Genomic DNA, 12,912 nt, shown 5'->3' on the forward strand with positions numbered 1-12,912 from the left:
TGTCTTACGTTCCTTCTGCAATTCTGGACAGGGGTGAAATCCTGCGAATAAGTGAGTATTCATGAGTAAATTGAATCGTACTGAGGGAGTTCAATAAGATCTAAAAATACTTCAATGAAAAGTTTGGAGAAAGCTTGATTTGGTAATATAATGAAACTATATAATTAACTAAGAAAGGAGAATGCACAATGCATCATTTCTTTGATCCATCAATCAAGCCTATTGTATCTACAGATTTAGATGGAAATATTATTCAGGTCGAGACACGCGGCCTTGAATTCTATGGATACCCTAACCTTAAGATGGAGAATAATTTTGAATTATATGAACCGATCTTTTATTCAATTATTGATCGTATATTTAATATGAATTTTAGAATAGAAGATAGCTTTTATATTAATGGTAAAGAATTCAAACTTCAGATTACTGATGAAGGGTATGCTGCTGTAATATTCCCTGGTATTGATGATGTGACTATTATTACAATATTTAATCCAATTAGCAGATTGCCCATGAAATTTATTACCAAGGGAATGCACGAACTTTATAATCATCCAGAAGCAGAAATAGATGGTAATGAAGTATGGGCTAAAGAAATTCTAGCTTATTTTACAGAACAAGTGAAAAAGGGAACTGCTTTCGATGAAAACTGCTGCATTGAATATGAAGAAAACATTTATGAGATCAGTTATTTAAACGACAGATTGGGAAAAGCATTAATCCAAATAGGGTTGCAAAAAGAAAAGCCTGTAACTGTAATTAATAAACACAAAAAAGGTGTAGCTAGGCATTTGCAACTTGTTAAATAAACCCTTCATTTTTTTATAGTAGTATAGTAATATATCATTATATTAAATAACTAATTAATATATAAGAAAGAGGGAGAGTTAAGGAAAGGAGTATTAGTTTGTCACATGAGCATCTGATAAAAGAACTGGACTTTGTATTGACACACCCATTGTGCGGTGTGAAAAATCTTGAAAACTTCTATAATAATTGCCTCTTTATGTATGATACAGTTCCCTTAATTGTAATTGTAGATCATATACGAAGGGAAAAACCAAGGTTGCTTAATGAATGGTCAGAAAAAAATGAAATAATCCAAAAAATTATAACTGAAATGGAAATTCCCAAAGAGGAGCTCGTACTCAATCAAAATTCTAACATATTAATTATGACGGATCTTGAAAAGGAGCAGCCATCATCTAATGGAATATACAAAATATTATGGACTACTGAACTTGATGAAAATAAGGTAGACTTCTGTTTTAAACGCAAAACCTTGAAAGTTCAATGTCGCAAAAACGGCAATTTAGAACTTGTTGGCATGAAAAAGATAGAATTAAATAAATACAATTTGTACCTAAAAATGAAGGAGGAATTAAAATGAACGAACTTCTAAATACCAACCCAATGCTTGAGTACAAAACATCTCTTCGAAGAAAGCAAATTCATCAAGGGATAGTTACCTCCGTAGAGACTCATTCACCATTAGGACAGAGAATGCAATGTGCTATCGTTGAGTTGAATAATGGATTAAAAGGAATGATCCATGCGAATCAATTTGACACACATACATATCGCTCCCTGGTTGGCTTTATAGATCATAAGATAGACTTTATGGTTTTAGACGTTGTAAAACAAGGTCTTGATCCCGCAATTTTAAAGGTTTTTGATGAGAAAGAAGGGATCGTTTTACTTTCTCGCGTACAAGCATTGGAAGAATTGCAAGAAGAGTTTTGGGAAACAGCAGATGTTGATCATATTTGTCCTGCAGTGGTATCTGGTTTTGAAGATGAACGGATATATGTATTGATAAAAGGCGTTACGTGCGTTTTACCCATCCAAGACTACGAATACGACTGGACACCTTCGGGCCGCAATCTGATTCCACTTGGTACACAGCTAACTGTTAAAATAAAAAAAATTGACCGAGATAAAAAACAAGTAAGAGTTACTCGAAAAGAATTACTTGAAGATCCTTGGTCAAGAGTTCGAGAAAATTTCAAGATAGGAGATAGTTATAGAGGCATTATCACAAGTGTAGTTGAGAATGTTGGGATCTTTGTAAAAATAGCACCAGGAGTAGAGTCTCTTGCTTGGTTTCCTAATCGAGTACCAAGTCATGGTCAACTGATAGGAAAAACAGTTGCAGTTCGAATTCGCTCTGTACATCCAGAAGGTAGGAGAATTCGTTCGAAGATTGTAAATTTCCCACATGAAATCTACTAGGAGGTAACTTGATGGAGTACCATGTGTCACCTCTTATTAAAGATCAAGATCCTGCCCTAATATCCAAGCCTTTATTAGACGATCCATATGCTTACATCACAAAATTGGATCCTCTAACAAGGCATGAATACTACTACATAACCGGGAAAATAGAGCAAGGATGGATTACAGAGAGGGATATTGAGATTGTAAGATTTATTTTTGTTCATCGCTGGGTCACATTATCTCAAATCGCTCGTATTTTTTTTCCGGAATCCGATAGGGAAGGTACAGTACGTGCCCGAACTAGAAAACTGATAAAACACGGACTGCTCAGAAAGATAACTTGGTCAAGCTATTCTAATCCAAAAGAAAATAGGCCAAGTTACTATGAACTTGGTGCAAGTGGTGCGGATATTCTTAAATTTAGATTTGGTGCATTTCTAGGACACCGGGATCCTCGAATGCCTAAAGAAACAACAATGTTGTTCAGAATGAAATACGTAATTACTAATGAATTATATATTCAACTTCGGGAAAGTTTTAATTTAGTTTATTTCGAGTTTCATCCCATTTTGACAATGAAGGAAGAACAACAAATACCTACTGCTAAATTCATATTGAGAAATCCAAAGGGCAAAGATTTATCTTTCTTCTTAATATGTCACAGGGATGAAGAAAAGTGGCTAAAAACCATACGTTATCATGCTAGATTTTATAAACAATATCTTGAGAACATAGAGAAAGATTCTATTTTAGTAGTACTAGTTTCAACGGATGAAAAAGCGAAACTTGCGAATATGATATTAGAACAAGAAGGAGCGATTAACACTTGGTTTGTTACTGATGAAGATTTGTATAACGATAATATCAATTTATCACAAGGGTTCTTTTTCTATGACAATGATAAAAAAGTATATTACGATCTTCAATAATATATTATCTAATTAGTATATTAATAATATAATTAATTGATTTTAAGACTCTTTATGAATTGGGTGAGTAAATGAATCGGATCTTTCTAGCCTCCGAAGACAGAGATGAATCTGAATGGTTTTCTGATGAGTTAAAAGACTTTGGGCGTGTAGTTAGAACCATTGATTCTCTGGATTTTTTTATACCACAGTGGGAATCAGTAGATGCGAATATAGTTATTTTTATGGAGAGTATTGTTCATTCTGAAGAATCATTTTTAAAGTTACTACAAAATATAAGAATAGAAAAACCATCTGTTACGATTATGTTTGTTTTCCATCGTGATGAAGATGATTTTGTAGAGGAACTAATCAAAAACGGAATTATCTGTTTATCATATTTGGATCTAGAGCCTGGGGTAGTCGAAACGAGATTGATAGGTATCGGGCCTCCAACATCTTTACTATATGTAGAGAATGAATCAATGAAAGATGCCAACGATTCAATGGATTATTCTTCACAAGAGGATGGGAAGAGTGAATTAACAAAAACTGAATCAACAGAAATGAGTCTTGAATATGACAGATTAGTTGATCATGTTGGGGATAACACGGAGAAAGAGAAAGTAAATTCAAAAAGCTCAGGCTCGATGAAAGATATAAAACGGCAACTTAGTGAAACTGGAGAAAAACTTTTTAACATTATAGAGAACAAAAAAAACATCATTCAAGAAAGAAAGAACGAAATTACATTACTTGAAAGTGTGAAACCAGATGACCTGAATTTTGCACCTGTAACTAAGCCTATAGATAAGAAACCACGAAGAGATAGATTGTTAGGAACAGCAGTTATAGCAGTTACAGGCGCTGAGCCAGGTGTAGGAACTACACATACATCAATATCTATCGCAAACTTTTTGGCCAGGCAAAATTACTCAGTAATTCTTGTAGAAGCCAATGACTCAAATGATTATGTAGAAATAGAAGCAGCTTACGAGGGAATAAGCGATATAAAACTGATAAAAACAACTTCCTTTAATTTACTTGGAGTCAAATATATAAAAAATGCTACAGAGTTAAACATGATCGATTTGCTAGCTACAAATTACTCTTTTATTGTTCTTGATTTAGGCTTTTATGACAACTCCGAATGGTATGAAGAATATTTAAGAGCATCGATAAGTATAGTCGTTGGCTCAGGAAGCGAATGGAAACAAAAGTATATAAAAAAATTCTTCAGAGAACAGATTCACCTAGATCAAAGTAAGTGGCGTTTATGCATTCCTTTTGCAGATAAACAGGTTCTGGCTGATATAAGAAAAATCCTACCAAAACGGAAAGTCTACGGTATTCCTTTTCATCCAGATCCCTATGAAGAGAATGATGAAGTCGATCACCAGATCGAGGAGCTACTAAAATTAAATCAGCATCATAAATTGAACGTTTTGAAAAAGAGGCTGCAGGCAATTTTCAATTAAATCAGAAATGAGGAAATTATGTGTCAAGTATACGACAACGAACGAAAAACAAGATTTACGCCGGCTTAATTGGTGCATTGGCAACCGCAATATTGGCAACAGGACTCGGGATTTATGGATACACAAATTGGTCAAAGGAAAAGGCTGCTATTAAAGCAGGCTATGAAGAACAACTTAAAGAAGCTGAGCTCATTAAACAAGAGAATTTAAGGCAACGTAAACAAGTCCTTATAGCAAAAGAGGATATTGTGGCAGGTACTCAATTGAACGAAGATCACTTCACTATAGGAAGTCTTCCTTCTGACCAAATTCCGCTTAATATAATCATGGAACCTGAAGACTTGAATGGAAAAATCACAAAAATAAATATCAGCAAAAACGGATCAGTCATACCTTCAATGTTATTTGAAGATGGAGTTACACCTGATGATTTAAGGAAAGCAGAATATTCAGAAATTATGCTCCCAACTAAGCTGAAGAATGATGATTATGTTGATGTCCGGATCAACTTTCCTACTGGTCAAGACTATATAGTACTTGGGAAAAAGAAAGTTGAAGATTTGTTAAATGGCACTGTTTGGTTTGAGATTAATGAACAAGAAATCCTTACAATGTCGAGTGCTATTGTGGATGCTTATCTTAATGAAGCACAAATATACGCTTTAACTTATGTTGACCCATTCATGCAGGATTCCCCAACAGTAAATTATCCTGTAAATCCGAAAGTTCTAGATCTCATCTTAACTGATCCTAATGTTATCCGAAATGCAAAATCAGAATTGAACAAGGCAGCGCGAACAAAATTGGACCAGGATCTGGACTCTATGTCAGCTGAGGATAAACAGAAAGTATCAAATAGTAGGAGCAATACTATCAGAGAAAAACAAGATAAGACGAGTGCAGACCAACAAATTCAAAATAATAATCTGAATATAAACAGTCCTTCCGATTTTTCAAACAGTTCCTCTCAAACACAAGACTCAACCATGGGATCGGGTAATATGCCTCCTGAAACGAGTAGCGAGGCAACGATGGAAAATGACATTTTCAAAGAAGCCGTAACTGAATCAATTCAACCGTAGGAGGTTTAGTTTTGAATACAATTTTATTAATCGGAGCAGTCGATAAATCGGATTTGGGTTTGTATTTGAGTAAGTTGTTCGCTTCTGATGGTAACAAGGTACTTCTAGTTGATGGGTCGCTAGAGAAAAACCTAAAGAATTATATTAACTTCATGGATGGAGAAGATCTTGTTTCTGAGTTTGAAGGATTTGAAGTGTCACGTAAGTTCAGCAATTATTCACAGCTGTTGGAGTTTATTGAGCCTTCAACTGATGGCAACAAATATGATGTAGTTCTTATTGATACAGATGATCCTAATTTCATTAGCTTTGATCAGTATAGAGAAAGCAGTATGAGAATTATTGTTTCCACATATGAAAAATCATGTATGGAAAAAAACAAGATACTTTTAGAAAGTATCTACTCCACTGGGGAAAATCCTGGTCACGTCGAAGTTGAAAGAGTCATCTTGGGGTCGGTCGATTGTAGTGTTGATGAAGAGTATCTGAACCTTCCGCTTTCTGACCTTTTTATCATTTGGCCAGAACATTCTTTACATATACAAATTGACGAAGTGGATTATTCCCTAAAAATCGATAATCAACATAATAATCGCTTGAGAATGAAGAGATTATCGAAAAGTTACATTAATGTCTTGACGAACATATTTGAGAAGATAATGGTTTGCGATCATCGGATAGCTAGGAAAATCGTTAAGCAAGCACTAAAGAAAGGATGAAAACTTAATGGGAAAAACTATTGCGTTTTGGAGTCCTGTTAAAGGCCAAACCGGAACAACAAGTAATGTCTTGGCAACTTCAACTCTGATTGGTACTGAATATATATCCAAAAAAGTCCTAGTCACACATACGGACGAGGTTAATTCTTCATTAGAACACGGGTTTTTCAGCAAATTAAATAGGTCAGAGAATGATTTTATTAATTTTATAGATGTCGGTTTGGATGCTTTAACCCGGTTCGCAAATAACCGAAAATTAGAACCAGAAATGATCCGGGATTATACCCATCAAATCGTTAATAAACTGGATCTACTCTATGGTTCAGCGAAATCTAAATCGACTTCTGATTCGCTGGTGGATGCTTTTCAAAATATTGTTGATCAATGTAATCAATACTATGACTTTACATTGATTGATGTACAAAATTATGAGACCAAAAACAAATTATCTACAGATGTTTTGAACAAATCTGACTTGGTTGTTGTTTGTTTAAATCAGAATACAAGCCTATTAGACCGCTATTTTGTAGATAATGAGTGGCAGCATGTCATTAAAGATAAACCGAGTATTATTCTTCTGGGAAATTACGATAAACAATCACAATATACTGTGGCCAATATTTCAAGAAAATATAAATATAAAAAAGCTATATACACAATACCTAGCTGCACACATTACATGGATGCTTATAACATGAGTGCAGTTGCACAATTCTTCATGAGAAATCGGAATATAGATCGGCGTGATGGGGATTATTTCTTTTTTGAAGAGGTCCGGCGTTTTGCCAAAGGATTAATTTCTGTACTGGGGTTAAATGCAGAGCTTTCAAGTGAACGGGGGGCATAGTGTAATGGATGCACCCGTAATGGTTAACTTAATTCTTATACTTACGCTAGTAGTGATTGCTCTACTAATCTTTCTGCTAGGTATGAGAAATAAAAATGTTGCTGAGAGAACAGACGATTCTGATGAAGAACGATTTACTCTCCCTGCAATTACGGACTGGATAAAGAATACACTAAATGACATAACAAATGAAAATTTACACGATTTAGGATTGAGTACTGAGGAGTTTCGTAGACGAGCAGCTAAGCGGGCGAAATTAAAACAAGCCTTAAAAGAATGCTCCGAAGGAGATGTTAGACAAAAGAATTATGTGAAGTCTTATATCTATGATTTACTATGGTCCGATTATAACTTTTCAGAAGAAACAATTAATATACCGGTACCATTTTTAGAGAAGAAATTGCTTACAGCTGCTGATAAGTTTGATATTTTGATGTTCAAACTTCAAAAAAAATATAAGTATAATGCCCTGAATTACATTATTGAAAAGTATGAATTAGCAAAACCAAAATACATCATTGAGGAAGGCAAAACTGCTTCATATATTATCACTTCAGAAGAAATTGATCAGGTTTATCGAAAAGAAGTTAAAAATCTTTCCTACGAGGATAAGCTCTGGATCATAGTACAGAAAGTGTATCAAAGATATAAGGGATTAGGCGTTGTAGATGAAATTCGCGATATGAACATCGATGGGATAAGCGGTGGTGTTAATGGCTTGCCGTCTTCCGCAGTTTTGTTTGGTGAAGACGGAGATCTATATACAGAACAAATGGATGGAGCCAGTATACCCAATGACTACGATAGCGTTTGGATTTTTTATCGAGGTAAATCTATACACCTATCCTTCTTATCCTTTGGTTCTGAAACTGAACTTAATCGTGTTTGTCACAATATTTATAAATACAATATGCCTGGCCCATTAACCGACGAGAATGGATTTAAAATCAATGAAATGAAAGACGGTTCAAGGGTTGTTGTAGTTCGCCCTAGCTTTGCAGAATCGTACGCCTTTTTTGTTAGGAAATTTGATATTCCAAATGCCAATTTAGATATGTTGTTCCCGAATGATAAGGTTAGAAACTCAAATATGGTGAAGTTAATGCTCATTTTTCTAATGAAAGGGCGGAGGGTGACGGCAGTTACCGGTGCTCAGGGCTCAGGAAAAACGACTTTAATGATGGCGATGGTTAAGTATATCTCAGCAACTCTGAATATAAGAGTTCATGAATTGGCATTCGAATTGCATCTTAGAAAAATATTTCCATTCAGAAATATTCTATCCTTTAGGGAAACTGATACAGTATCGAGCCAACAAGGACTTGATTTGCAGAAAAAAACGGATGGTTCCGTAACACTCCTTGGTGAAATGGCGGAGATGAAAACAGCATCTCAAGTTATACAAACCTCCGAAGTTGCTAGTGAGTTCACTGTATTCACTGGTCATCAAAATACCGTAAGAGCACTTATTAACTACATGAGTAATGCATTGGTTAAAATCGATGGGTTTTCAAATGATAAAGCAGAAGAACAAGTTGTAAATGTCTTGGACTTTAATATTCATCTCCGTAGGAGACAAAACGGCTTCCGTCATCTTGAACGTATCACGGAAATCATTCCTTTGACAGATAAATCTGAGTATATAGATTATCAAATCGAAGATGGATCAACCAATGATACTTTAAAGGCATTACTAAAAACTTTTAAAGATTTTGCAGAACGAATGACAGATCGTAAGACCTATGAGTATCGAGACATAATAAAGTATGAATCCGGGAGATATATTTGGGTGAATCCAATTACAACTCGCAACGTTGATGAGATGAAAGAAAATATGTCTGAAAATGAAATTGCTGCATTTGACACTTTTTTGTCAATCTGTGAATCATTGCATGGTTGTGATTGGGATGAAATAAATAGAAACCAGGAACCATTTACTTTGCTAAATCAAATGGATGACGCAGTGGGGAGTGATATACCATGACTAAACTGTTGCTGTTAATAGTTTTAGTTTCCCTCGGCGTCGGTTTAATTCTCTTTTATCTATATAGACAATCTTTGAAAAGACAAATGCAGCAGCAGAAGGTCGATTCAACAAAAGATCTATATCGAAACAAGAGAAGAAAAAGTCTTAAACAGCGAACTTATAAATTTCTTCAGAAATCATATGTGCATGCACTAAGATTTCCTTTAATTAAGAACTACGTTTTGAGCGTAAGAAAGAGACTCTCTGTAATTCATGCATATGATGAATTGACAATTAGAAAAGAGAGCATGCGGATTACTTTCATTGCCCTCGGAGGTATGAGCTTTGTCGTATTAGTACTTTGTCTGATAGGAAGGGATATTACATTCACATTTTTTGTGCTTCTTGGAGCTGTGGTTATCAACGGAACTCTTATAGAAAATTTCGTGAATAAAGTATCGGATAACTTACTGCATCAACAGACAGAGCTTATTGAAGACACCAGGCATACCTACAACCAACATCAAATGGTAGATGAAGCTATAGAGAGTGCTTCGGAAGTTTCTAAATATGAGATTGCCCACCACGCCAGAAAAATACATGATGCAATCACATCGCCTAAGGCAGAGGAGAAACTTGAAGAATATTATGAGGTTGCACCCAATCGTTTTTTGAAGCTTTTCGCAGGGATCTCTTATTTAGTTAAGGAGTATGGTGATAGGAAAATCCCTGGCAAGGGTTCAATGTACTTAAACACCCTCAACCGACTGAAAGGTGAAATTTTAGAAGAAATCTTATTCCGGAGAAAGTTACGTTACTATTTGAATAGTTTAACGATCATTGCGATCGTACCTATTTTCTTTCTTAAGCCAATAGAGAATTGGGCGAATAATTCATTCCCTATAATGGGTGAATTTTATGGAAGTAAATCTGGATTCATAGCCAAAATAATAATTTTTTTGGTTGTATTGCTATCATATATTATTCTGAAGAAAATTCAGGATAATGATGACAATATACGTGAGGGTAAGATCTCTGAGCATAAGTGGTTGAAAGCTCTTTATAAGAAAAAAATCGTGAAGTTTATTGTAGATCGATTTACGCCGAATAAAACATCTCGTGAGTATTTCAAAAACGAAACGCTTCTTAAAAACACCAACACTTCTCTGACGGTGGAATGGTTCTATTTAAAACGAATTATCATTTTTGGCATAACGGTTCTGGTATCGACTTCCCTTTTTATATACATGCATTCATTTTCAGCTTCTAAGGTCCTTAATTCTACAACTTCAGTATTTAAACAAAATGGGATAATTGGGCAATTAAATGAAGAAGAAAAAATGAAAGTAAAACTGACAACGGAATTCGATAAGCGAGTTATAGATCAATTTAAGGGGGTGAAAACAAATCAGGAAGAGGTAATATCTTCGGTTGTTCGCCAAGAGCTAGGGGAGGATGCCAGTGTTGAGCAAGTTAATTTATGGACATCACGAATTATCAATAAGATTAACACTATAAATAATGAGTATTTCAAATGGTGGGAGTTACTAATTTCCATGCTTTTTGGAGTCGTTGCTTATCACATACCACTTTGGCTCCTTGCTTTCCAACGGAGGATGCGTGAAATGCAAATGAAAATAGAAGTTAATCAGATGCATACCATTATTGGCATGCTTACAGAGATTGAACGGGTCTCTGTAGATACTTTGCTTGTTTGGATGGAACGATTCTCAACCATCTTTCGAGTTCCGCTCAAAACTTGTAATCTAAACTTTCAAAGTGGACCGAAAGAAGCGTTGGATGAACTCACAATCCAGGCCCCCTTTCCTCCTTTTGTAAGAACGGTTGAACGTTTACAGAATGCACTAGACCGCGTGAGTATCCAAGAAGCGTTTGGCGATCTTGATACTGATCGGACATATTTTGAAGAAGAAAAGAAACAAGAAAATGAGAAGATAATCAATAAAAAAGCGAACTGGGGTAGAACAATAGGTTTTGCACCGATGATGGCTGTGATTTTTATTTATCTCGTTTTTCCGTTCATCTATGTAAGTGTTACAAGTATGAGTACTGTTTTCGATCAATTGAGTAATTCTATTTAATTTGAAGGGGATGTTAACATGGCAGCTGCAGGAGATAATTCATCACACGGACTTTTGTTTGGAGCAGGAACACTTTTAACAGTAGCTTTTATTACTATTACGGTGCTTGTATTTAATACAGCGCAGGACGGAGCTAAGACAGCCACTGCAAAATTCTCTACCGTTAATACAGAACTATCACAAGCCGAGTATATTACGTATGATAGCTCTACTGTTTCGGGCAGCACGGTTATGAATGCGATTCGAAAATACGCGAATGGGAATGTACCATTTGGTGTTTCTGTACAAACAGGTAAGGCATCTACTTCAGTATGGTATGGAAAAGAAATATCAGCCATTGGCGATATTGGTGGAACCGGTGGAGGAAGTATTCAAGATGCAATTAATGAAACTTCTGCAAATTATATCAATCCTAACGGTTCTTTTACATCAAGTGTCGTCAAAGATCAGAACAATATGGTGCGAGCTATTAAGTTCATTCAGAAATAATCAGTAATAGATTGATGTGCTCCTTAAGGAGCACATCACCCACTGGGGGCAGCAATATGAAAAGTAATGTGTTTAGTATGATGATTTTTTATTCCTTTGCAATTCTCTTTGTCTCGGCACTTACACTTGCTATTTATCAATTTACAACCTCTAATTCAGCATTAGACGCTGCTTACACAAATATTAAAAGGCTAGATCGAAATCAAATTATGAATATTCGAATAACTGAGGAACAAATAGTTAGCGGAGCACATGTTCTTCAATCAGTTAATATGATTAAGGATACTGGTGTTGAAATAACTGTTGATGGTGTCGTGTTTCCTCTAGACCTTGAAATAGAAGAAACGGATTTATCTGCAATTAAAGTAACGGGGAATTACTTTCCTAGTTATAAAAGAGATCATGAAGGATCCGTTATCCAGGTGAACTATAGATCACAGTGAGGGAGATATGAATGGCTAATTATTTCGGGAAGATCTTTACGGTTTTTCTAGCGGTTTTATTACTTTACATATGGCCTACATCTGATGCATTAGAAAGACAAGACGATATATCATACCTTGCTGCATTTAAGTCAGTTACCACGTTTGTAGATTCAGTAAGAAATAAAGGCTACATAAGTCCAGATATGTACAGTGATTTTGAATACCAGCTAAGTTTGACAGGTAATATTTACGAAATTGAAATTGAACACAAACATAAACGCTACGATCCGATATATTTAGATCCGTCTGATCCAACAACATTTCAAAATAGATTCAATGTAAATTATGAAGCGTTTTATAAAGAACAGATTCTGCCAGTCATTTTTCCTAATAATTCTTTGCCTAAGTCTGATGACTCTCGCAAGTACAAATTGACAGTAGGGGACTACTTTTCAGTAAAAGTGAAAAACAAAAACAAAACCATGGCTGGCCAATTAAGAGACTTCCTAAACGGGGGGTTGGGGTCTGAAAATAATACACGGATTTTAATCCCTTACGGGGGGATGGTAACAAATGAAGATTATGAGTGACTTGTTCTGCTATAACCGGTTTATAAAGGGAAAGGCGGAGACTTAATGAATTAAGTCTAACTCTGTGACCGAGGATTGGAATGAGGGGA

The 12,912-nt window shown here is 35.3% G+C and carries 13 protein-coding genes; all 13 read left to right on the plus strand.

All coding sequences use genetic code 11. The features are described from left to right. Positions 1–188: 188 nt before the first annotated feature. The 13 genes from M2277_RS31285 to M2277_RS31345 all read left to right on the plus strand — a co-directional run bounded on the left by M2277_RS31285 (position 189) and on the right by M2277_RS31345 (position 12,823). Complete coding sequence (locus M2277_RS31285; RefSeq protein ID WP_280756389.1) at positions 189–809, plus strand: hypothetical protein; 621 nt, start codon at positions 189–191, stop codon at positions 807–809. A gap of 98 nt (positions 810–907) precedes the next feature. Next, entirely contained in the window at positions 908–1,390 is a 483-nt protein-coding gene (locus tag M2277_RS31290; protein WP_280756390.1) for a hypothetical protein, read from the plus strand. Further along, the gene (locus M2277_RS31295) at positions 1,387–2,232 is read left to right on the plus strand and encodes a 30S ribosomal protein S1 (RefSeq protein WP_280756391.1); all 846 of its coding nucleotides are present in this window, start codon (positions 1,387–1,389) and stop codon (positions 2,230–2,232) included. The genes M2277_RS31290 and M2277_RS31295 overlap by 4 nt, the downstream gene beginning before the upstream one ends. Positions 2,233–2,243: 11 nt before the next feature. Beyond that, entirely contained in the window at positions 2,244–3,146 is a 903-nt protein-coding gene (locus M2277_RS31300; protein ID WP_280756392.1) for a replication-relaxation family protein, read from the plus strand. A 71-nt stretch (positions 3,147–3,217) separates the two neighbouring features. Further along, on the plus strand, positions 3,218–4,603 hold the full coding sequence (locus tag M2277_RS31305) for a hypothetical protein (RefSeq protein ID WP_280756393.1): 1,386 nt from the start codon (positions 3,218–3,220) through the stop codon (positions 4,601–4,603). 20 nt (positions 4,604–4,623) lie between these two features. Continuing rightward, positions 4,624–5,685, plus strand: coding sequence for an SAF domain-containing protein (locus tag M2277_RS31310; protein WP_280756394.1), 1,062 nt, complete (start codon positions 4,624–4,626; stop codon positions 5,683–5,685). A gap of 11 nt (positions 5,686–5,696) precedes the next feature. Beyond that, positions 5,697–6,404 (plus strand): hypothetical protein, encoded by a 708-nt coding sequence (locus M2277_RS31315; protein ID WP_280756395.1) that lies wholly within the window; start codon positions 5,697–5,699, stop codon positions 6,402–6,404. A 7-nt stretch (positions 6,405–6,411) separates the two neighbouring features. Next, a complete protein-coding gene (locus M2277_RS31320) occupies positions 6,412–7,251 on the plus strand; it encodes a chromosome partitioning protein ParA (RefSeq protein ID WP_280756396.1) in 840 nt (279 codons plus the stop codon). A 4-nt stretch (positions 7,252–7,255) separates the two neighbouring features. Then, the gene (locus tag M2277_RS31325; protein ID WP_280756397.1) at positions 7,256–9,235 is read left to right on the plus strand and encodes a P-loop NTPase family protein; all 1,980 of its coding nucleotides are present in this window, start codon (positions 7,256–7,258) and stop codon (positions 9,233–9,235) included. Beyond that, on the plus strand, positions 9,232–11,319 hold the full coding sequence (locus M2277_RS31330) for a hypothetical protein (protein ID WP_280756398.1): 2,088 nt from the start codon (positions 9,232–9,234) through the stop codon (positions 11,317–11,319). The genes M2277_RS31325 and M2277_RS31330 overlap by 4 nt, the downstream gene beginning before the upstream one ends. Positions 11,320–11,337: 18 nt before the next feature. Then, positions 11,338–11,808 carry an ABC transporter permease gene (locus M2277_RS31335; protein ID WP_280756399.1) on the plus strand — a complete coding sequence of 157 codons (471 nt, stop codon included), beginning with the start codon at positions 11,338–11,340 and terminating at the stop codon, positions 11,806–11,808. A 56-nt stretch (positions 11,809–11,864) separates the two neighbouring features. Next, positions 11,865–12,251, plus strand: a complete 387-nt coding sequence (locus M2277_RS31340; protein WP_280756400.1) for a hypothetical protein — start codon at positions 11,865–11,867, stop codon at positions 12,249–12,251. An 11-nt stretch (positions 12,252–12,262) separates the two neighbouring features. Continuing rightward, on the plus strand, positions 12,263–12,823 hold the full coding sequence (locus tag M2277_RS31345) for a hypothetical protein (RefSeq protein ID WP_280756401.1): 561 nt from the start codon (positions 12,263–12,265) through the stop codon (positions 12,821–12,823). Positions 12,824–12,912: the final 89 nt, after the last annotated feature.

The organism is Paenibacillus sp. LBL, assembly GCF_029893715.1.
GTDB classification, from domain to species: domain Bacteria; phylum Bacillota; class Bacilli; order Paenibacillales; family Paenibacillaceae; genus Paenibacillus_AQ; species Paenibacillus_AQ glucanolyticus.